This is a genomic window from Synechococcus sp. A15-62 (assembly GCF_014280075.1).
Taxonomy (GTDB): Bacteria; Cyanobacteriota; Cyanobacteriia; order PCC-6307; family Cyanobiaceae; genus Parasynechococcus.
Genome location: NZ_CP047950.1, coordinates 380,737 through 399,847, shown reverse-complemented (window position 1 = coordinate 399,847; position 19,111 = coordinate 380,737). Strand labels below are relative to the sequence as shown.

The 19,111-nt window shown below is 62.8% G+C and carries 22 protein-coding genes and 2 tRNA genes; 12 read left to right on the top strand and 12 right to left on the bottom strand.

All coding sequences use genetic code 11. From position 1 onward, the window contains the following. Nucleotides 1-4 precede the first annotated feature (4 nt). Nucleotides 5-460, top strand: a complete 456-nt coding sequence (locus tag SynA1562_RS02050; RefSeq protein WP_011363408.1) for a hypothetical protein — start codon at nt 5-7, stop codon at nt 458-460. 16 nt (nt 461-476) lie between these two features. Here the strand turns inward: SynA1562_RS02050 and SynA1562_RS02045 are convergent. Continuing rightward, nucleotides 477-550, bottom strand: a tRNA-Arg gene (locus SynA1562_RS02045). A gap of 82 nt (nt 551-632) precedes the next feature. Between SynA1562_RS02045 and recF the strand changes: the two genes are divergently transcribed. Together recF and speD are read left to right on the top strand one after the other, a co-directional pair. Further along, the gene (gene recF, locus SynA1562_RS02040; protein WP_186495254.1) at nt 633-1,748 is read left to right on the top strand and encodes a DNA replication/repair protein RecF; all 1,116 of its coding nucleotides are present in this window, start codon (nt 633-635) and stop codon (nt 1,746-1,748) included. A gap of 31 nt (nt 1,749-1,779) precedes the next feature. Further along, nucleotides 1,780-2,247, top strand: coding sequence for an adenosylmethionine decarboxylase (gene speD / locus SynA1562_RS02035; RefSeq protein ID WP_186494558.1), 468 nt, complete (start codon nt 1,780-1,782; stop codon nt 2,245-2,247). A gap of 16 nt (nt 2,248-2,263) precedes the next feature. Here the strand turns inward: speD and larE are convergent, their stop codons facing one another. Beyond that, nucleotides 2,264-3,091, bottom strand: a complete 828-nt coding sequence (gene larE / locus SynA1562_RS02030) for an ATP-dependent sacrificial sulfur transferase LarE (protein ID WP_186494557.1) — start codon at nt 3,089-3,091, stop codon at nt 2,264-2,266. Between the two features lie 53 nt (nt 3,092-3,144). Here larE and SynA1562_RS02025 point away from each other — a divergent pair, with 53 nt between their 5' ends. Further along, the gene (locus SynA1562_RS02025) at nt 3,145-4,293 is read left to right on the top strand and encodes a cob(I)yrinic acid a,c-diamide adenosyltransferase (protein ID WP_186494556.1); all 1,149 of its coding nucleotides are present in this window, start codon (nt 3,145-3,147) and stop codon (nt 4,291-4,293) included. A gap of 9 nt (nt 4,294-4,302) precedes the next feature. Here the strand turns inward: SynA1562_RS02025 and moeB are convergent, their stop codons facing one another. Together moeB and SynA1562_RS02015 are read right to left on the bottom strand one after the other, a co-directional pair. Further along, a complete protein-coding gene (gene moeB, locus SynA1562_RS02020) occupies nt 4,303-5,439 on the bottom strand; it encodes a molybdopterin-synthase adenylyltransferase MoeB (protein WP_186494555.1) in 1,137 nt (378 codons plus the stop codon). Next, on the bottom strand, nt 5,432-5,851 hold the full coding sequence (locus SynA1562_RS02015) for a M67 family metallopeptidase (RefSeq protein WP_186494554.1): 420 nt from the start codon (nt 5,849-5,851) through the stop codon (nt 5,432-5,434). Before SynA1562_RS02015 ends, moeB begins: the two co-directional genes overlap by 8 nt. Nucleotides 5,852-5,948: 97 nt before the next feature. Between SynA1562_RS02015 and SynA1562_RS02010 the strand changes: the two genes are divergently transcribed. Further along, on the top strand, nt 5,949-6,335 hold the full coding sequence (locus SynA1562_RS02010) for a CAAD domain-containing protein (RefSeq protein WP_006850129.1): 387 nt from the start codon (nt 5,949-5,951) through the stop codon (nt 6,333-6,335). A gap of 3 nt (nt 6,336-6,338) precedes the next feature. Here the strand turns inward: SynA1562_RS02010 and SynA1562_RS02005 are convergent, their stop codons facing one another. After that, a complete protein-coding gene (locus SynA1562_RS02005; RefSeq protein WP_186494553.1) occupies nt 6,339-7,226 on the bottom strand; it encodes a fructosamine kinase family protein in 888 nt (295 codons plus the stop codon). Nucleotides 7,227-7,276: 50 nt separating this feature from the next. Here SynA1562_RS02005 and crtD point away from each other — a divergent pair, with 50 nt between their 5' ends. Continuing rightward, entirely contained in the window at nt 7,277-8,779 is a 1,503-nt protein-coding gene (gene crtD / locus SynA1562_RS02000) for a C-3',4' desaturase CrtD (protein ID WP_186494552.1), read from the top strand. On the opposite strand, the gene SynA1562_RS01995 is transcribed toward crtD, so the two are convergent. Then, a complete protein-coding gene (locus SynA1562_RS01995; RefSeq protein ID WP_186494551.1) occupies nt 8,763-9,644 on the bottom strand; it encodes a prephenate/arogenate dehydrogenase in 882 nt (293 codons plus the stop codon). The two genes, crtD and SynA1562_RS01995, sit on opposite strands and share 17 nt — an antisense overlap. Before the next feature lie 83 nt (nt 9,645-9,727). On the opposite strand from SynA1562_RS01995, the gene SynA1562_RS01990 reads away from it, so the two are divergent. From SynA1562_RS01990 to SynA1562_RS01980, 3 genes are all read left to right on the top strand, one after another. Beyond that, nucleotides 9,728-11,173, top strand: a complete 1,446-nt coding sequence (locus SynA1562_RS01990) for a helicase (protein WP_186495253.1) — start codon at nt 9,728-9,730, stop codon at nt 11,171-11,173. Between the two features lie 35 nt (nt 11,174-11,208). Beyond that, nucleotides 11,209-11,457: a DUF2839 domain-containing protein gene (locus SynA1562_RS01985; RefSeq protein WP_186494550.1), complete on the top strand. Its 249-nt coding sequence runs from the start codon at nt 11,209-11,211 to the stop codon at nt 11,455-11,457. A 70-nt stretch (nt 11,458-11,527) separates the two neighbouring features. Beyond that, nucleotides 11,528-11,872, top strand: a complete 345-nt coding sequence (locus tag SynA1562_RS01980; protein WP_186494549.1) for a DUF1815 family protein — start codon at nt 11,528-11,530, stop codon at nt 11,870-11,872. Nucleotides 11,873-11,874: 2 nt separating this feature from the next. On the opposite strand, the gene recA is transcribed toward SynA1562_RS01980, so the two are convergent. The 6 genes from recA to SynA1562_RS01950 all read right to left on the bottom strand — a co-directional run bounded on the left by recA (nt 11,875) and on the right by SynA1562_RS01950 (nt 17,141). Then, on the bottom strand, nt 11,875-12,999 hold the full coding sequence (recA, locus tag SynA1562_RS01975) for a recombinase RecA (protein ID WP_186494548.1): 1,125 nt from the start codon (nt 12,997-12,999) through the stop codon (nt 11,875-11,877). Nucleotides 13,000-13,085: 86 nt separating this feature from the next. Further along, nucleotides 13,086-13,835: an HAD family hydrolase gene (locus tag SynA1562_RS01970; RefSeq protein ID WP_186494547.1), complete on the bottom strand. Its 750-nt coding sequence runs from the start codon at nt 13,833-13,835 to the stop codon at nt 13,086-13,088. 9 nt (nt 13,836-13,844) lie between these two features. Beyond that, nucleotides 13,845-13,916 (bottom strand) — tRNA-Gln (locus SynA1562_RS01965). Nucleotides 13,917-14,018: 102 nt separating this feature from the next. After that, complete coding sequence (locus SynA1562_RS01960; RefSeq protein ID WP_186494546.1) at nt 14,019-15,659, bottom strand: AAA family ATPase; 1,641 nt, start codon at nt 15,657-15,659, stop codon at nt 14,019-14,021. A 22-nt stretch (nt 15,660-15,681) separates the two neighbouring features. After that, entirely contained in the window at nt 15,682-16,713 is a 1,032-nt protein-coding gene (locus SynA1562_RS01955; protein WP_186494545.1) for an LdpA C-terminal domain-containing domain, read from the bottom strand. Continuing rightward, nucleotides 16,680-17,141: an NAD(P)H-quinone oxidoreductase subunit N gene (locus SynA1562_RS01950; RefSeq protein WP_006850745.1), complete on the bottom strand. Its 462-nt coding sequence runs from the start codon at nt 17,139-17,141 to the stop codon at nt 16,680-16,682. Before SynA1562_RS01950 ends, SynA1562_RS01955 begins: the two co-directional genes overlap by 34 nt. 381 nt (nt 17,142-17,522) lie before the next feature. Here SynA1562_RS01950 and rplC point away from each other — a divergent pair, with 381 nt between their 5' ends. Genes rplC through SynA1562_RS01935 form a run of 3 tightly spaced genes read left to right on the top strand, consistent with a single transcriptional unit; the run spans nt 17,523 to nt 19,109 of the window. After that, nucleotides 17,523-18,179 (top strand): 50S ribosomal protein L3, encoded by a 657-nt coding sequence (rplC, locus tag SynA1562_RS01945; RefSeq protein WP_186494544.1) that lies wholly within the window; start codon nt 17,523-17,525, stop codon nt 18,177-18,179. Then, nucleotides 18,179-18,814, top strand: coding sequence for a 50S ribosomal protein L4 (gene rplD, locus SynA1562_RS01940; RefSeq protein ID WP_011363388.1), 636 nt, complete (start codon nt 18,179-18,181; stop codon nt 18,812-18,814). Before rplC ends, rplD begins: the two co-directional genes overlap by 1 nt. After that, complete coding sequence (locus SynA1562_RS01935) at nt 18,807-19,109, top strand: 50S ribosomal protein L23 (protein ID WP_006850625.1); 303 nt, start codon at nt 18,807-18,809, stop codon at nt 19,107-19,109. Before rplD ends, SynA1562_RS01935 begins: the two co-directional genes overlap by 8 nt. Nucleotides 19,110-19,111: the final 2 nt, after the last annotated feature.

Sequence of the window (19,111 nt, the reverse complement as noted above, 5' to 3'; positions counted from 1 at the left end):
CACAGTGCTGTCGTTCCTTCAACAACCCTCGATTCCACCCTTGCCTGAGGGAACGCGACTCGAAACATCGACCCCTCCCACTTCCCAGCAGCTCAACACCCTGCTGATGTCCTGCGGGGAATCAACCCACCCGGAGGAACGCTGGGAGCTCGCCCTTCAGCGCAGCCTGTGGCAGATCAGCATCCTGGAGGAATCAACAGGGGAACTGATCGGATTTGTGCGGGCCACCAGTGATCTGGCCCTCAATGCCAATCTTTGGAACCTGGCCGCCAAACCCGGACCAAACCAGGGGGCTCTTTTTGCCGTTCTGGTGCACCGTGCCCTGCAGATTCTGCGCCGGGATCTGCCCGGCTGCAGCCTCTCGATCTCGGCCCCTGCAGCTGCCTTGGAGGCACTCAAACAGCAAGGTTTCCTGATTGATCCCAATGGCATCAGGGCCATGGGCCTCAGCCTGAACTGAGACGTAAGCATCAACACGAGCATGGAGGGACTCGAACCCCCGACCCTCAGAACCGGAATCTGATGCTCTATCCAACTGAGCTACATGCCCACTGATCGGCATTAAGCCGCAGTGATATCGAGCGGCAACCGTCCCGATACAAGTACCTTACTCACTGGTCGCCCCAGCATCCATCCGGCTCCACAGGCTCCAATTGCAGGGCTTCCGGAACCACACCGTTCTGCAGCTGGAACTGACGCACCCACGCCTGCTGGTGATCGGGCCCAATGGCATTGGCAAGTCCAACCTGCTCGAGGCGGTTGAACTGCTGGGCAGCCTGCGCTCCCATCGCTGCAGCAATGATCGGGATCTGATTCAGTGGGACACACCCCAGGCTCTGATCCGAGCCGACGTGGGGGATGGGGATCGCCTGGAACTGGAACTGCGGCGCCAGGGAGGCCGTCAGGCCAGACGAAACGGAAAGCTGCTGGATCGGCAGCTCGACCTGATTGGGCCGCTGCGCTGCATCGGCTTCAGCGCCCTCGATCTTGATCTGGTGCGAGGTGAACCCGCCCTACGCCGCCAGTGGCTGGACCGGGTGGTGCTGCAGCTTGAGCCGGTGTATGCCGATCTGATGGCACGGCTGAACCGGTTGTTGCGACAGCGCAGCCAGCTCTGGCGCCAGAGGCAGATCTCCAGTGGCGAACGCCACGCACTGCTCGACGCGTTTGACGTTCAGATGGCGCTGGTGAGCACCCGGATTCACCGGCGTCGGCAACGGGCCCTGCATCGGCTGGAACCGATCGCCCAGCGCTGGCAGACCCACCTCAGCGGGGGAACAGAAGCCTTGGAACTGCACTACAAACCCGGCAGCCGGCTCGATGGGGAGGATGCAGAAGAACCCTGGCGACTGGCCATCGAAGAGCAACTGCGCCAGCAGCGGGAGGAGGAGGAACGTCTTGGCAGCTGCCGTGTGGGCCCGCACAGGGATGAGATCGCCCTGCTGCTGGGAGGCAGCCCGGCACGACGGTTTGGTTCAGCCGGCCAGCAGCGGTCGCTGGTGCTGGGCCTGAAGCTCGCCGAACTGGAGCTGGTGACCCAGCTGTGTGGGGAGCCTCCACTGCTGCTTCTCGATGACGTGCTTGCCGAACTGGATCCCACCCGCCAGCAGCTCCTGCTCGAAGCTGTGGGTGAATCGCATCAATGCCTGGTGAGCGCCACGCACCTTGAAGGCTTTGGCGGCGGGTGGCAGCAGCAGGCCCAAATTCTCGGAGCAAGAGAGCTGAGACCCGACCTGAAGATCGGATAGGGTGGCGGACTTATTTTTCTCTCATCGCCTGATGGAGCAGACCCTCTCTGAACTGCATCCCAACCCGGGATGGGGGGCACCTGAGATTCATGCCACCGACATGGTCGGCAAACACTGCATTCTCGAGCTCTACGACTGCGACCCGAGCCGGCTCGACGATGAAGCATTCATCCGCACAACAATCACCTCAGCAGCCAAAGGCGCTGGTGCGACGCTGCTGAACCTGATCACCCATCAATTTCAACCCCAGGGCGTCACGGGCCTGGCCCTGCTGGCGGAATCCCACATTTCCATCCACACCTGGCCGGAATCCGGCTACGCCGCTGTTGATGTGTTCACCTGTGGTGACCACACCATGCCGGAACAGGCCTGCGCCATTCTCTGCAGTGAGCTTCAAGCGAAACGCCATGCGCTGAAGAGCTTTCTGCGAGAAACGCCGGCAGCCATCGCCACAGGGGTGAGAGAACCCGTGGAAACGCCGAGCCAGTTCCCAAGCTAAACCGGCCCAGGCGCGATCAGCGGCGGTTCAACTTGCCGCTGATCAGGCCTTCAAGATCCAGATTGACGGAAGTGAAGCCAAGGGAGCGAAAGGCCTCGACCAGAGGTTCGCTCTCAGAGAGAGCGATCACAGCGCGAATCTGCTCGCTGGGCACCTCAATCCGTGCGGCGAGACCATGGGATCTCACACGGACGGTGCTGAATCCCCTGGCGATCAACCAAGCTTCCGCCTGGCCCACCCGCTTCAACCGCTCGGCGCTGATGCTTTCGCCGTAGGGGAAGCGAGAGGCCAGGCAGGGCTGTGCCGGCTTGTCCCACCAGGGAAAGCCGAGAGCCCGGGACAAGGCACGGATCGCTACTTTGTCGATCGACAATTCAGCCAGGGGAGAGCGAACCCCTGCCTCTAGTGCCGCGTCAATGCCGGGCCGGTGATCACCGAGGTCATCGAGATTGACCCCATCAATCACCAAGGCACCACCCGCAGCCGCGGCAATAGGCTGAAGGTGGTGGTGCAGTTCACGCTTGCAGGCAAAGCAGCGATCCACCGGGTTGCTGCTGTAGTCGGGGTCGTTCAACTCAGCCGTTGCACACTCCCGATGCACAATGCCGATCCAGGAGGCCTGATTACGGGCTTCCCGCAACAGATGCGGCGCCAGGGCCGGAGAAACCCCCGTGACCGCAAGGGCTGCATCGCCCTTGGCTTCGTAGGCCATCGCCGCCACCAGGGTGCTGTCGACCCCACCGGAGTACGCCACACACAAGGCTGACTGCGCCGCCATCCAGTGCCGCAGGTCTGCCAGCAGCTGCCGCTCTCGATCCGCCAAAGGCTCCTGCAACCGAAACATCAGCGGGGAAAACCAGTTGAGCTAGGTAGGCTCCAACGGTAAGAGCCGTCCTCATGCCTCGAAGCATCGGCATTGTCACCGCAGCGGACAGCCGCGAGCGCAGCCATGGACAGCTGCACATCTATGACGGCGAGGGCAAGGGCAAAAGCCAGGCAGCCCTTGGGGTTGTGCTGCGCACCATTGGACTCGGCATCTGCGAGCAGCGGCAGACCCGGGTGCTGCTGTTGCGCTTCCTCAAAGGACCAGGCAGGGCCTACGACGAGGATGCAGCCATCGAGGCCTTGCAACAGGGTTTCCCCCATCTGATCGACCACCTGCGCACAGGGAGGGCCGATCACTTCACCGCCGAGGAAGCCACGCGATTCGACCGGGACGAAGCCCAGCGGGGCTGGGTGATTGCGAAGGGTGCCATCGCCAGCGCCCTTTATTCGGTGGTGGTTCTGGACGAGCTGAATCCTGTGCTCGATCTTGGCCTGCTGGACCTTGAGGACGTGGTCCGCACCCTGAGCAACCGGCCGGAGGGGATGGAGATCATCGTCACCGGTCGGGCCGCACCGGCCCCCTTGGTGCGTGAGGCCGACCTCCACTCCGAGATGCGGGCCCATCGCCGTCCGGGCATGAACGACAACCGGGTGGTGCCTCTCAATGTGAGCAGCGGCATTGAGATCTACACCGGTGAAGGCAAAGGGAAATCAACCAGTGCACTCGGGAAAGCGCTGCAGGCCATCGGGCGGGGCATCAGCCAGGACAAGAGCCATCGGGTCTTGATCCTGCAGTGGCTCAAAGGCGGCAGCGGCTACACCGAAGATGCAGCCATCGCCGCCCTGCGCGAGAGCTATCCGCATTTGGTGGACCACCTCCGCTCAGGCCGCGATGCCATCGTCTGGCGTGGCCAGCAGGAGCCGATTGATTACGTGGAAGCCGAGCGGGCCTGGGAGATCGCACGGGCAGCCATCTCAAGCGGCCTCTACAAGACCGTGATCCTCGATGAGTTGAACCCCACAGTCGACCTGGAGCTACTACCCGTCGAACCGATCCTGCAGACCCTGCTGCGCAAACCGGCGGAAACCGAGGTGATCATCACGGGGCGCTGCAAAAACCCTCCGGCCTATTTCGATCTGGCCAGCATCCATTCAGAGATGGTGTGCCATAAGCACTACGCCGAACAGGGCGTCGACCTGAAGCGAGGGGTGGATTATTAACCCCTGGATTCAGTAGCGAGGGATTGCAGGATCCACCTGCTGTGACCAGGCATCAATTCCACCTGTCACATTCGTTGCCGCGATGCCCTGCTGAGCCAACAGCTCAACAGCACGCGCAGAGCGCCCCCCAAGCTTGCAGTGCACCAAGAGGCGTCGTCCCTCTGCCAATGCACGAACGCGATCGATCGCCTCTCCACTCTCCAGCGAGGCCAACGGAACCAATTGGCTTCCTTCAATCGAAGCCACCTCTGCTTCAGCAGGATTGCGCACATCAACCAGCGCAATCTCGTCTGGAGCGGAGTCGAGCAGAGCCTTCAGCTCGGTGACAGTGATGGCTTCCATCTCCGATGACGCCGGACGGCAGAACTGGCGGTAGTCAATCAGGCTCTCGACCTTCGCTCGATCGGGATCAACGCGGAGGGTGAGTTCGCGAAATCGCATCGCCAGGGCATCAACCACCAGCAGCCGACCATCCAGACATTCGCCAATGCCGGTGATCAGCTTGATCGCTTCGGTGGCCTGAAGCAGACCGATCAGTCCCGGCATCACACCCATTACCCCAGCCTCCGAGCAGGACGGAACAGCGTCCGGTGGAGGTGGTTCCGGCAGCAGATCACGGTAATTCGGGCTCGTCGGCGTGCGGTTGAACACGCTCACCTGGCCGTCGAAGCGCTGCACGGAGCCATAGACGAGGGGCTTGCCAAGCAACACACAGGCGTCGTTGATCAGATACCGGCTGGGGAAGTTATCGGTGCCGTCACAGACCAGGTCGTAGTCAGCGATGAGGTCCAGGGCATTGCCCACATCCAGCATGTGTTCATGCACCTCCACCTGGCAGTGGGGGTTGAGGTCGTGGATCCGTGCTGCGGCTGAGCGGGCCTTGGAGCCGCCAACCCCGCTGGAGCTGTGGATCACCTGGCGCTGGAGATTGGAGAGCTCCACCACATCTCCATCCACGATTCCAATGCGGCCCACGCCTGCCGCGGCCAGGTACAGCAGCAGGGGAGATCCCAGCCCTCCACTGCCAACACACAGCACAGAAGCATCCTTCAACCGGAGTTGACCGGCCGGACCAACCTCAGGAAGAATCAGATGGCGGGCGTAACGCCCCCGCTCATCAGCACTCAGCATCGGTTGGTCATGCATCGTTGTGAGTGTCCCAGAGCTGAATCGGGATTTCATCCACGCTGCGGTCACCATGCAGCCACCAGGCCCGCAGGCCAAGCGAGGCAGACAGGATCAGCATCACACTCTCCGCCTCCCCCCACTGCCGATCATGGGGCGAGGGCACGGGCTCGGATGCCGGATGGGAGTGAGCCACGCCGAGACAATGTTGATGGCGATCCCGGGCCCATCGCTGGGCGGCCAACTGCTCCCTCGGATCCACCAGAAACCGTCTGCAACGGTCGTGAACGGGCCGCTGGCCTGATGGCCCCCGTCCCCAGACGTTGCAACAGGGCCAGGTCGTGGTCACCCTCAAACACCCTGAATTCGTTCGCTGTCCCAGCAGCAAGGCACAGCCTTCTTCGGGATGGGGCGCCAACAAAATGCGGCGCATATCCGTGTGGCATCGGTGATCAATTTGCAGCACGGATGGCGTAGACCGCGTCGCACCGATACGCTCAGCTGAAATTGTGAAGGATTTAGTCGTTCTCATGAGTGACGCCACCACTGAAGTAAAGGATGCCGCCACAACCGTGACGACACCCGTCGACGCTCCCGCTCAGGAGGACACCACCTCCTTTGCTGAGCGCTACAGCGACGTTCTCGGCAAGGTGAACGACACCCTCGACCAGGTCGATTGGAGTCAGATGGGACGGATCGGCAAGATCGTTGGCATCTTTGCGGCCGTGATCATTGCTCAGATCCTGATCAAGGGAATCCTCGACACGATCAATCTGCTGCCGATCGTCCCGGGGCTGCTTGAGCTGCTCGGCGTGGTTGTGGTGGGTCAGTGGAGCTGGAAGAACCTCACCACCAGCGACAAGCGCAATGCCCTGGTGCAGCGTGTTCAAACCCTCCGCAAGGAATACCTGGGCTGATGCTCAAAACCGCCGAGCCAGTTCTCTGAGACTGGCTCGGCATTGGCTCAAATAACTCCCCCCAAACAAATTGGCGTGGTTGAGCAGGTGGTAGAGGTTGTAGATCTCCACCCGACCGTCAGCGCCAGGAGCATCGGGCAGCACGTCCCGATAGCCAGACCTGAAGGCTTCGCTAAAGCCGCCAAAGAGCCTGGTCATGGCCAGATCAACTTCCCGATCAGCCCACCAGCTGGCGGGATCAAAAATGCTCCCTCGTCCATCGCTCAGGCTGGCGGCATTCCCTCCCCAGAGATCACCGTGCACCAAGGCAGGGTGTGGTTGATGCTCGTTCAGATGCTCGGCGAGGCGAAGCAACAACGGATTGAGGTCCGTTGAATCCTGCTGCAAACCATCAAGGGCTTCCAGTTGCGGGCGCAGCCTGAGCTCCACGAAGGCCGATCCCCAGTCATCGCGCCACCCCCCCAATTGAGGTCCAGCGCCAATGAAGCCGTCACGGTGCCAGCCGAAACGAGCTGGGCTGGAGGCCATCGACGACTGATGCAGCAGTGCCAAACCCCGGCCGAGGGCTGTTTGGTCGTTGCCACCGCAATCCAACCAGGGCAACAACAGCACCGCACCATGGGGCAGTGCCGCCAGGGCGATGGGCTGCGGCACAACCAGGAACGAGGCATCGGCTTGGGCATGCAGGGCCTCAAGGCCCTCCGCCTCCACCTCAAACAGGGGCAGCGCGCTGGCGCCACCGCTTTTGGCAAACAACAGCTGGCCATCACCGAGGCAAAGCTTCCAGGCCTGATGAATGCAGCCACCACCCACGGGGGAGATATCCGTGATCACAGCCCCCGCCAACGGCCCGTCCTCCGCGGTGAGATCCCGGCGCAGTTCGCTGTTCATCCTCAGCAAGCTCCCTGTCTTGCCAGCATGGCCCGATTCTTCAGGGCGTCGTGAGCGATTCCAGCGTGATCGTGGTGGGCGGCGGGATCGCTGGCTTAACAGCAGCGGCACTGCTGGCCCACGACGGCGTCGACGTCACGCTGCTGGAAGCGCATCAACAACCGGGGGGATGTGCCGGAACGTTCCGGCGGGGTCCATGGGTGTTCGATGTTGGGGCGACCCAGGTGGCTGGGTTGGAGCCCGGAGGAAGTCATGCGCGACTGCTGAAGCATCTGAACATGCCTCTGCCCAGCGCAGAGCTTCTGGACCCAGGTTGTGTGGTCGACCTCGGCGATGGCTCCCCTCCCATTTCGCTCTGGCATGACCCGGAAGCCTGGGCCGCTGAACGTGAGCGTCAATTTCCAGGCAGCCACCGCTTCTGGAGCCTTTGCCACCAGTTGCATTCCAGCAACTGGCAGTTCGCCAGCGAAGATCCCGTTGTGACACCGCGTTCCCTTTGGGATCTCGGCACATTGCTGCGGGCCCTGCGGCCCGCAACGCTGGCATCGGGACTGTTCACAGGTCTGACCATTGCCGATCTGCTGCAGCTGTGTGGGTGCGGTGACGATCAACGGCTGCGGCGCTTTCTCGACCTCCAGCTGAAGCTGTACTCCCAGGAACCGGCCGATCGCACGGCGGCGCTGTACGGCGCAACCGTCCTGCACATGGCCCAAGCACCGCTTGGGCTCTGGCATCTGGAGGGATCGATGCAGGTGTTGAGCAATCAGCTGGTGGCCGCCATTGAGCGCGACGGCGGGACGGTGCTGATGAAGCATCGGGTCACCAAACTGCAGGCCAGCTCATCCGGTTGGCAGGTGACGATCAGCACCGGCAAGGGCGCGGAACACCAACGCAGCAGCCGGGATGTGGTCTGCAGCCTCCCCCCTCAGTGCCTGCTGGAGCTGATCGAGCCGGATCAGCTGCCCAAGGGGTACCGCAAGCGACTGGACAACCTGCATGAACCGAGTGGTGCGCTGGTGCTCTACGGAGCGGTGCGGCGTGATGCACTCCCACATCCCTGCCCAGGCCATCTCCAGCGGGGCTGCGCATCTCCGGGGCCTCTGTTCGTCTCCATCAGTCGTGAGGGCGATGGGCGTGCGCCCCAGAGGCAGGCCACCTTGATTGCCAGCGTGTTTACCCCAACGGGCGACTGGTGCCGCTTGCCGGAGCCTGAGTACCAACAGCGCAAAACAGAGATGCTGAAGCTGATCCAAGCCGAGCTGAACCGCTGGCTGTCGCTCGAAGACGACGCCTGGTTGCACGCTGAACTGGCAACACCAAGGGGCTTCGCCGGCTGGACGGGCCGTCCCAACGGCATGGTCGGAGGCCTTGGACAGCATCCAAGCCGGTTCGGCCCCTTCGGCCTGGCAGGACGAACGCCCATGCCGGGTCTTTGGCTCTGCGGCGACAGCCTCCATCCGGGCGAGGGCACAGCGGGGGTGAGCCTGTCGGCCCTCAACGCCTGCCGTCAGCTCAGGGCCGAGCGGGGACAACCGCTCAGCTTTCGGAGCTGACCTCCCCCGGTGCCCTCAAAAAATCCGGGCGAAGGGTCTGGGTTCGGCGCAGTTCCAACTCCAGCTGGGGCCAGTTTTGCTGAAGCACAGCATCTTCGAGCTGCTCCAGGCTCCAGCGGTAGGCCGCCAAGCCGCGCAACACCGCATCCCTGTTGGTGGAGGCCATCGCCACCCCTAGCTCGGGATTCCCTCCGCCCACACGACTGGTGTCGGCAAAGCCGCTGGACGCCAGCACCATGGCCAGCTGCCGGATCTCCGGATCCCGTTCATCACCCACGGCCCGCAGCAGTGCAGCACTCACCAGCACCGGCATGTGGGAAATCAGCGCCACAGCCTGGTCGTGCTGAGACGCGGTGGACGTCAGCCAGTGGCCACCCACACTGAGGGCCAGATCTCGAACCTGGGCCAGGGCAGCGGGGTCTGTCGCCGCATCGGGAGTCGCGATCCAAGGGCGACCACGGAACAGATCCACCACCCCGGCCTCAACGCCCGCCTGAGCTGTGCCTGCCATGGGGTGACTGGCCACAAAGCGTGGATGCCGCTGGCGCCAAGCCTCCAACACAGGCTGTTTGACCGAACCGACATCGGTAACCACCGCTGCCTCAGGCAGGGCAGCAATGAGCTCATCCGGTGGATACAGCAGCAAGGGAATGGGCAACGCCAGGATCACCACGTCGCAATCCGAGAGGCAGCTGGGATCGGTCGACACCGCACCCACCAGCCCTCTTGCCATGGCGCGATCCGCCGTGGCCTGGCGATGCACGAGGCCCTGCACCGTCCAGCCCCGCGCCTGAAGATCCAGACCAAGGGATCCCCCAATCAAGCCAAGGCCGACGATCCCCACACGTCCCGGTTGCACCGCCATCCCTCCCGCAGGGTCGTGAAGCCATGTTGATGGATGGATTGCCATGAACCAATCGGCAGGGGAACCCTGCTTAGGGTTTGAAGATGTTGGAAGCCCAGGCCCACCACCAGATCAAAACCCTGCTCCGTCAGGAGGAATCTGACTGGCCCCACCACCTGACCCTGAGCCGGCTGGTGGCACGAAGCCTGAGGCGTCGCGACACAACACTCGTCCAGCTCCCCCCCAGCAGCAGCGAACGCTGGTGGCTCGGTCTGCTGGTGCCGCTGTGCCTGGCTCCCGAAGCGGGGGCGCTGGTGCTGACGGCCCCCCAGCGCAGGCGCCTACTCCAGTTGGAGTTGCCCCGTCTACGCAACCAGGGGCTTCGGCTTCCCTGCTGGCAGGGATCGACCCCTCCCGAGGGGCCACAGCTCTGGCTGATGGATGTCGGCGAGCTGATTCAGGCCCATCGCGACGGGCACTTGGGCATACGCCAACTGCTGATCCCGGAGATGGATCAGTTGAGTCGGCGAATGCGCAACGCTCTCACCTTTGAGATCGAGCATCAGCACTGGGATGAGCTCCGCCAGGCCAGCCCCCAGGCGGGGATTGGATTGCTGGAGCTGCATGACCGCATGAGCCGCCAGCTGTTCGCTGATGCCACAAGGCCCGGTGGCGCGGTGCGACTCGAAGGCTCAGCCGGGCAAGCCCTGCGTGACCTGCTCCAGCTGATGCCAGCCAGCCCGGAGCCGTGGAACACCCTCAGCAGCATCAACCCAGCGGAGTGGAGTCAATGGGCTGAACTGGATCACCGACTGCTGCAGTGGCGCTGGAAGCTAGCCCCCCTCGAACCACTCCAACTGCTGCGGGGGGTGCTGCTGGATCACCCCTGCCTGATGTTCAGCAGCAATGGAGACAACGCCAGGCTTGATCTGGAATTTGAACAGGCCGGCGTTGTCCCCGACGTGCGAGCAACACTGCGGGAACGGGAGCTGAATGAACCCCTCCCCCTCTATGCCCCGCGTCGCCAACCGCTGCCGAACACCCGGATTTACGCCCAACATCTCCTGGAGGAGAGCAGAAGGCTCATCCTTGGCCAAGCGGGGCTCACCCTTGTTCTGATCAATGACGACCAGCTGCGTCGGCAACTGACCAGCTCCCTGGCTGCGGAATTCGGACGCCGTGTGGTGCATGAGTCGACAGCACCCGAAAGCAACGGCGTGGTGACCTGCAACTGGGACTGGTGGCTGGAGCATCAGGAGCAACTGCCGGCCCCGGCACAGCTAATTGTCGCCATGCTCCCCATCGCCAGCCTGGACAACCCGCTCACTTCAGCTCGGGTGGAGCGGTTGAAACAGCAGGGAGAGGACTGGTTCCGCACCCTGCTGCTGCCGGAAGCCCTGAGCCTGATTCCTACCGCCATTGCGCCGCTGCGCCGCAGTGGTGGTCGCCTGGCCATCCTCGATGGCCGCCTCCGAGGGCGCAGCTGGGGTGATCAGGTGCTGCACCGACTGGAACCTTGGATTCCATTGCAGCGACTGCTTCCGGATTGAACAACGCCTAACCTCCCTTCAACGCTCAGAAGTGCATGGGAGAAGCACGCCGCCGGGCTGCCCAGGGCTTACCCCCTCGCCAGCCCAAGGCCAGCACCAAAACTGTGGACACCTCCCCACGTGTCGTGTCCTGGCTTCCGCTGACCCGCAACCAGACGCAGCAGTTCATGGCGGTGACCACCCGCGGTGCCTGGATCGGGATCGGAGGAATGGTGGTGCTCTGGATCACGGTGCGCTTCATCGGCCCAGCGGCCGGCTGGTGGACGCTTGCAGATACCCCCTGAGCAACCGGCTCAACCGAACAAACGAAAACAAAAGAAAACCTTTAGACTAGGTCTCAATGGAGACTCAGTTATGTTTCCGCGCCTCGCCGAGCACTACCGATCCGTCGTCGAAGACCTGGTGATGAGCCTGCAGGCCCTCGCCAGCAGTCTTCAAAGCGCAGGCTTCACAGCCACCTGTTACTCCTGTGGCGACGGCCGTGATGGCCATGGAGCTTCGTTTGTGGCTGACATCGGCGATGGCCACATGGTGCGATTTCTTGTCTCCGACTTCGGCATCAGCTGGGTGGAATCCCGCAACGGCCGAGAACTGGTGAAGCTGGAGGGAGCCGAAGCCATCCAGGAATTGCAACGGATGGCCGATTTAGCCCAGGAGGGCCAGGTTCGCGCCATGCAGCCCCTGGCCCAGGCCGCCTGAAATCAGGCCGCCGCCTCTGAGGTCTTGGCCGGGGCCGACTTATCAGCAGCAGCCGTCTTCACAGCAGCGGCAAGGGGGCGCATCGAATTCGCCTTCACCTCAGAACCCTCCGTCAACTTCTGACGCACCAACGTTTCGATGGTGGCCGTTGCCTCCGGGTTCTCCTCCATCCAGGAGATGGTGTTATCACGACCCTGACCGATGTTGTCTCCCTCGTAGCTGTACCAGGCGCCCTTGCGGACAACAACGCCCGTTTCTTCAGCCAGATCAAGCAGACAGCCCAGGGTGCTGATACCGCGGCCGAAGAGAATGTCGAATTCAGCGATGCGGAAGGGCGGCGCCACCTTGTTCTTCGCCACTTTCACCTTGGCCCGAATACCAAATTCCTCGGTTCCCTTCTTGAGGGTCTGAATCCGACGGATGTCGAGGCGAACTGAGGCATAGAACTTGAGCGCGTTGCCGCCAGTGGTGGTCTCTGGATTGCCGTAGGTCACACCAATCTTGAGACGCAGCTGGTTGAGGAAGATGACGGTGCAACCCGACTTGCCGATGTTGCCGGTGATCTTCCGCATCGCCTGACTCATCAGACGCGCTTGAGCACCAACCGCCAGGTCTCCCATCTCACCTTCGATCTCAGCACGAGGGGTGAGAGCCGCCACCGAGTCGACAACGACGAGGTCAACCGCCGCGGATCGCACCAGTTGATCAACAATCTCCAGCGCCATCTCACCGGTGTCGGGCTGGGAGACCAGCAGGTTCTCGACATCAACGCCCAGAGAAGCGGCATACACGGGATCCAGGGCATGCTCCGCATCCACAAAGGCCGCCACACCACCGCGCTTCTGCACTTCAGCAATCGCGTGCAGGGTGAGCGTGGTTTTACCGGAACTTTCTGGGCCGTAGATCTCCACCACGCGACCCTTCGGATAACCACCACCCAACGCGAGGTCAAGGGTCAGCGCACCGGTGGAAATTGTCTCCACCCGCATGCGGGAGGCATCGCCCAGCCGCATGATCGATCCCTTGCCAAAGTTGCGTTCGATCTGACCCAAAACCAGATTCAGCGCCTTGTCCCTCTCGCCGGAGGGACGGGGATCGGAAGCGCCGGATTTCATATCTGCAGGCATGAGAAGGACCTGAAACTAAGGAACGAGAGATCCAATGCCACAGAAGCGCCGAATCGTCTCAGGTAGTACAAGCGTACCGTAACGAATCAGGGCCATTGCGCCAGGGGGGCCCGAAAGCGATCCGGATGGAGCAACGCAATTCCGGGCGGAAGACCGCTCTGATCCTGCGGGCGAAGATAGCCCCAACTCACCAGAAAACAGGGCAGTTGTTCCAAACCTGGTGTTGAGCGCACCGCCTCCAGCGTCGCCCGGCGGTCTTCCACGAAGCCACACAGGCCTCGCTGCTGCTGAAGCTGGAGCAGAACCTGAGGCTTGGCGCCAGCCTCACGACCATCGAGACGCCAAGGATGCAGGCCAAGGCTGTTCAGCAGCTCAGCGGTGAAGGCCTGGGTTTTGGTGGTCAGAACAGACCAGTCCACCCCCTCAGCCTCCAACTGCTGCAGCCGCTCCACCAGGCCGGGGAAAGGTCGGTGAAGGGCCAACCAGGCGGAACGGTTCTGCCGAACGGCTTGATCTCTGGAGGCATCGAGTGCTGTCTGCAGCTGCTCCGGCTGCCATCCACGCCGTTGCAGTGCCGAGGCCTGCGCCTCCCCATAAGACTGCAGCCAAACCTGAAGGTTCAGCACTGGCAGCTCAGCGGCCAGCAGCACCATCTCCCAACCGTGATGCACCAACGGCCGCAGCTGACGGAAGGCGTCTGGCACCCGATCGGGCGTCAAGCCCTCGGGGGCAGCCTCAAGACGAAGGGAGGCATGCCAAGCACTCCACCAGTACTCCGCCATGCCATCGACGATGACCCCGTCGAAATCGAAGACCAGCAGGGGTCGATCATTCATGGACAAAAACTGGGCCGCTAGGATTCGAACCTAGGAATGGCGGGACCAAAACCCGCTGCCTTACCACTTGGCGACGGCCCATTGATCCGTTTGAACCGCAACCTGCGGATCACCGGAGTACACATAGTTACCCACAGCAGCCAACCCTTCGTCAATCCACCGGGCGAATCAAGCGACGGCCGATCAGCGGGGGAAAACCCTCAGCCGTGACATTTCAGCCTCACCGAAAACATCGCTGCGCAGTCGGTAACGGCGCACGAGATCGGCCTGCATCCGGAGAACACGCTCGCTGCGAGGCAGCAACTCCACAGGCCGGCCTTGCGGCATCACCACCTGTTCCACCGCAAGACGGCATTCTTCGAGAGCAGCCAATTCATCGTCCTGGGACACCCGATCCGGCGGAGTGACCTCTGCGGCTGTTTCGGTGGCCTGACGGCGCAGAAGACGGGCCATGGCACGGGTCACCTGGGGCAGAGTGTCGGACTTGATCACCAGGATCGGGATCCCCAGATCCCTGACCTGACGGCGCAGTGATGGTTGACGACTGAGGCCCAGCCGAACGCTCAATACCACATCGGCCTCACTCAAGTCCTCCACAACCCGAGCCTTCCAGCCGTGGGACCGGATGGCCTCCTCCACCACACGGGGAGGAACCCCGCAACAGAGAACCTGCAGAGGCTCGGCGCTGGTCTCCGGCGAAGCTGGTTTCTCTGCTGCACTGACCTCTCGGTCACTGGCCGCAGGCATGGGCACGGGAGCGGAGACCGGCTGATCCGCGAACGACCGTTGGGACGGAGGGCGCAGCAGACCCAAAGATTGCGGCGGGTCCACCAACTGAACGCCCCCTTCAGGCGTCAGCTCGCGCTCCTGAACCCTGGGCTTCAGGCCCCGGAGCAATTGATCCACGGTGGCGGCAACATCGGTGTGGACGGCCCAGCGCTGCCGGCTGTGCATTTCAACCGCCACCGGAAACGTCGGTTCGGCGGCGCGCTCCAACACCGTTTTCTGACTACGACGCCTCCGGGCCTCCTCATCCCCGAGGGTGACCGCCTGTATTCCCCCCACCAGATCGCTGAGGGTTGGGTTCTTGATCAGGTTGGCCAAAGCATTGCCGTGAGCTGTGGCGACCAGCACCACGCCACGTTCAGCGATGGTGCGTGCAGCCTGCGCCTCCAGCTCCGTGCCGATCTCATCGATCACGATGACTTCGGGCATGTGGTTTTCCACCGCCTCGATCATGGTTTGGTGCTGCAGCTCAGGCCTGGCCACCTGCATGCGACGGGCCCGACCGATCGCGGGGTGCGGAATGTCGCCATCACCGGCGATCTCATTGCTCGTGTCGATCACAACAACGCGCCGCTCCAGCTCATCGGCAAGCACTCGAGCGATCTCGCGCAACGCTGTTGTCTTGCCCACACCCGGGCGCCCCATCAACAGCAGGGACTGCCCTCCATCCAGAAGGTCCCGCACCATGGCAACGGTGCCGAACACGGCTCGGCCTACCCGGCAGGTCAGACCGACCACGTCGCCCTGACGATTGCGTATCGCGCTGATCCGGTGAAGCGTTCGTTCAATTCCCGCACGGTTATCGCCACCGAACTGCCCAAGCCTGGCCACCACGGCCGCGAGATCCTCGCGGGACAAGGGCGTGGAACCCAGCGCCAGGGCACGGCCTGGATAACGCGCTTCCGGAACCCGACCGAGATCGAGCACCACCTCAAGCAACTGCTGCCGAGCCTCCACCGGCTGCAACTGCTCCCGCACAGCCTTCGGCAGGAGCTCGAGGAGGCGATCCAGATCGTCGGTGACCCGTTGCGTGCCCATGGGATCTGCGCGTTTCAGCCTTCTAGCAAGAGCGCTGCAGCCATGGCGCCACCAATGGATGCGCGAGGGAGAGGGCACGCTCCCAACCCTCGGGCCATTGCCACAGGGCGAGCCCACGGGTTTGCGCCTCATCCAGCACAGGCATCAGCAAGCGACGGGCGACACCACCAAAGGCGATGCCAGCCGGCCGCTCCGTCGGACGCAAGAACTCCAGCGTTGCGGCATTGGTGCCCCCGGCCAGCTGCAACGGGCCCGGCGGGGCCAGACCCCGCATGGCACGCCAGAGCTGTACTGCAGCCCGCGCGGTGCCAGCACCCACATCGCCGCTCATCGGACGTCCATCCAACTGCCAGAGGGGTCTGTAACCGGCTTGCCGAAGGCGGGAGTAACGACGCCAGAGCAAACCAGCCAACTGATCAGCCTTCACGCCGTGGCCCTCCAAGCCGGAGCTCACGGCCAAACGCCGCAGGGGAACCTTGTGCTGTTGAAGGCTTTGGATCAGCGTCGAGAAGCCCCCGTCATGCCCAGATGCGGTGTGAATCTCCAGAGCATCGGGCTGAATCGATTGCAGCAGGGAGATCACTTGCTCGGGTGCCAAGCGGTGGTCGCGCTCCTCGATCAAGCCATGGGGGCACGCCGGCAGGCAGCGTCCGCAGCCATAGCAACGCTGCTGGTCGATGCCATCACCGGGCGGAATCGCAGCTGCCGGACAGATCCTTTCGCAGGGCCGCGGGCAGTCCGCAGGGCAGCGGCCAGGATCGAACCAGGCCTTGCGGAAGTGAGCATCGGTGCCATCGCTGAGGCTCACCATCAGCCAGGGGCGACGCCCCGTTTGCGCCTCAGCCCAGTCCAGGCCGCGACGGGCTGCAAGAGCGACCGCTGGATCGGCAGCCACATCAACGCAATGCACACCTGCCGCCGCAAAAACAGCAGCCAGATCGGCGATAGCAGGCAAATCCTGGTTGCTTGCGCCACAAATGAGCTTGACCCAGCGGCCCTGACCAAGGGCGTCGTCAGGCGTCAGGCCTTCAGATATGTGGTCATCGGTTCCCACTTCAGGCTGCGAGCACCACCCATCTCCACGATGATGCGTAAACGCGGTTCGCGCTTGCATAAATCGCAGAGCGAAAGAAGTTCGGAGCGCGAGAGCACCTGGCCTTCCAGCAGCCAAAGGGCCACGGGAGCATCACCTTCAAACAGGTCGCCGAGCTGGGGAGCCACCTCCTGCACTTCTCCAACAGCAGCACCACGTCCAACGCTTTGGTGGCCGAGATGGGGCGGACGAATGCCGTGCTTCTGGGTGAGGAACACCTCCGGATCACCAAGGCCACGGGCTGACGTCATGCGGGTGCTGTAACCGGCACCGCGCAGACGTCTTAATAGACGGGTTTCTGCACCGCCTTCGAGAGGAGCCTGAACCGCCAGGCAGCCATTGGCTTCGAGATCACGGCGAAATGCCTGACCGGTGAGAAGCAGAGGCATGGCAGCTACAGGGATTGGAGGGGATTCTGGCAGCAGGCAGAGGGATCAGGGGAGTGAGGAGGTCGGTGTTGTAGGTTCGTTGTTTGTTCTGTGTTTCTGTGCCCGTCCGCTAGCCGGGCCTCCAGTCGGCAGAACAGATTCGACGATTGCGTCGAATCCCCAGGCCAGTACGGAAGCTTTCTTCGGAAATCTCCGTCGGGAAACTGCAACAGCACATCGTGCAGATGCAAGTCCCAGCCTCGCTGCATCGTTCGCTAGCCCATTCGATTCCACTCCTTCGGGAGTTCCGCTTCGAACCACGTCTGCGTCCAATCGATCAGCACTTGACCCCATGCGGTTTTCCGCCTGGTGGTTGTCCACGCTGGCGCTTCCTCCCCATCCATGTCCATCGGCATCCTCGGGAAGAAGCTGGGTATGTCCCAGTTCTTCGACGAGCAGGGCAGAGCTGTTCCGGTCACCTTGATCGAAGCCGGCCCCTGCCGCATCACCCAACTCAAAAACGACGACACTGACGGTTATTCCGCAGTGCAGATCGGCTTTGGCGAATCACGCGAGAAGCTGATCAACAAGCCCGCCCAGGGTCACCTGAACAAATCCGGTGAGGGCCTTCTGCGTCATCTGCGCGAATACCGCGTCGACAGCGTTGAAGGTCTTGAACTCGGTGGCGCCATCACCGTCGGCGATTTCGAAGCCGGCCAGAAGGTGGACGTCAGCGGTGACACCGTCGGCCGCGGCTTCGCCGGCTACCAGAAGCGCCACGGCTTCAGCCGGGGTCCAATGACCCACGGTTCGAAGAACCACCGCGAGCCCGGTTCGACCGGTGCCGGTACGACCCCGGGCCGCATCTATCCCGGAAAGCGGATGGCCGGTCGCTACGGCGGCAAGAAAATCACCACACGCGGCCTGACCATCCTCAAGGTGGACAGCGAGCACAACCTGCTGGTGGTGAAGGGATCCGTGCCCGGCAAGCCTGGTGCGCTGCTCAACATCCGCCCGGCCTTGCGCGTGGGCGCCAAGCCCGCCAAAGGAGGTAAGTGATGGCCAGTTGTGTCGTTCGTGATTGGCAGGGCAAGGAAGCCGGCAAGGCAACCCTGGACCTGAAGGTGGCCAAAGAGACCACCGCCGTTGACCTCATGCATCGGGCTGTTCTGCGTCAGCAGGCCCATGCACGCCAAGGAACCGCCAGCACCCTCACCCGCTCGGAAGTGCGCGGTGGTGGTCGCAAGCCCTACAAGCAAAAAGGAACGGGTCGGGCCCGTCAGGGATCCATCCGGACTCCCCTGAAGCCCGGCGGCGGCATCATTTTCGGACCCAAGCCCCGCACGTACAACCTTGCGATGAACCGCAAGGAGCGTCGTCTGGCCCTGCGCACTGCGTTGATGGCCCGCATCGACGACGTCACCGTCGTGCAGGACTTCGGTGCTTCGCTGGAGGCCCCCAAGACCCGTGAGATCACTGATGCTCTGGGACGCCTGGGTGTTGCTGCCGGCTCCAAGGTGCTCATCGTTCTGACGAACCCCTCCGATGTTGTTCGCCGTTCCGTGCGCAACCTGGAGAAAGTCAAGTTGATCTCCGCAGATCAGCTGAACGTCTTCGACCTGCTCCACGCCAATGCTCTGGTGCTGGGCGAGGAAGCTCTCGCAACCATCCAGGAGGTCTACGGCGATGACTGAACGTTTCCAAGGACGCCTGGCGGATGTGATCCGTCGTCCCCTGATCACCGAGAAGGCCACCCGCGCCCTCGAAATCAACCAATACACCTTCGAGGTGGACCACCGCGCCGCAAAGCCCGACATCAAGGCCGCCATTGAGCAGCTCTTCGATGTGAAGGTCACCGGCATCAGCACCATGAATCCCCCGCGACGCTCCCGTCGCATGGGTCGCTTCGCCGGCAAACGTGCCCAGGTGAAGAAAGCCGTGGTGCGCCTGGCGGAGGGCAACTCGATCCAACTCTTCCCTGAGTCCTGAGG

Excerpts from the sequence above, each read along its gene's own strand:
- speD (WP_186494558.1), top strand. The coding sequence starts at position 1,780 with ATGGAGCAGACCCTCTCTGAACTGCATCCCAACCCGGGATGGGGGGCA.
- larE (WP_186494557.1), bottom strand. The coding sequence starts at position 3,091 with ATGTTTCGGTTGCAGGAGCCTTTGGCGGATCGAGAGCGGCAGCTGCTG.
- SynA1562_RS02025 (WP_186494556.1), top strand. The coding sequence starts at position 3,145 with ATGCCTCGAAGCATCGGCATTGTCACCGCAGCGGACAGCCGCGAGCGC.
- moeB (WP_186494555.1), bottom strand. The coding sequence starts at position 5,439 with ATGCATGACCAACCGATGCTGAGTGCTGATGAGCGGGGGCGTTACGCC.
- SynA1562_RS02015 (WP_186494554.1), bottom strand. The coding sequence starts at position 5,851 with ATGCGCCGCATTTTGTTGGCGCCCCATCCCGAAGAAGGCTGTGCCTTG.
- SynA1562_RS02010 (WP_006850129.1), top strand. The coding sequence starts at position 5,949 with ATGAGTGACGCCACCACTGAAGTAAAGGATGCCGCCACAACCGTGACG.
- SynA1562_RS02005 (WP_186494553.1), bottom strand. The coding sequence starts at position 7,226 with ATGAACAGCGAACTGCGCCGGGATCTCACCGCGGAGGACGGGCCGTTG.
- SynA1562_RS01995 (WP_186494551.1), bottom strand. The coding sequence starts at position 9,644 with ATGGCGGTGCAACCGGGACGTGTGGGGATCGTCGGCCTTGGCTTGATT.
- SynA1562_RS01990 (WP_186495253.1), top strand. The coding sequence starts at position 9,728 with ATGTTGGAAGCCCAGGCCCACCACCAGATCAAAACCCTGCTCCGTCAG.
- SynA1562_RS01985 (WP_186494550.1), top strand. The coding sequence starts at position 11,209 with ATGGGAGAAGCACGCCGCCGGGCTGCCCAGGGCTTACCCCCTCGCCAG.
- SynA1562_RS01980 (WP_186494549.1), top strand. The coding sequence starts at position 11,528 with ATGTTTCCGCGCCTCGCCGAGCACTACCGATCCGTCGTCGAAGACCTG.
- recA (WP_186494548.1), bottom strand. The coding sequence starts at position 12,999 with ATGCCTGCAGATATGAAATCCGGCGCTTCCGATCCCCGTCCCTCCGGC.
- SynA1562_RS01970 (WP_186494547.1), bottom strand. The coding sequence starts at position 13,835 with ATGAATGATCGACCCCTGCTGGTCTTCGATTTCGACGGGGTCATCGTC.
- SynA1562_RS01960 (WP_186494546.1), bottom strand. The coding sequence starts at position 15,659 with ATGGGCACGCAACGGGTCACCGACGATCTGGATCGCCTCCTCGAGCTC.
- SynA1562_RS01950 (WP_006850745.1), bottom strand. The coding sequence starts at position 17,141 with ATGCCTCTGCTTCTCACCGGTCAGGCATTTCGCCGTGATCTCGAAGCC.
- rplC (WP_186494544.1), top strand. The coding sequence starts at position 17,523 with ATGTCCATCGGCATCCTCGGGAAGAAGCTGGGTATGTCCCAGTTCTTC.
- rplD (WP_011363388.1), top strand. The coding sequence starts at position 18,179 with ATGGCCAGTTGTGTCGTTCGTGATTGGCAGGGCAAGGAAGCCGGCAAG.
- SynA1562_RS01935 (WP_006850625.1), top strand. The coding sequence starts at position 18,807 with ATGACTGAACGTTTCCAAGGACGCCTGGCGGATGTGATCCGTCGTCCC.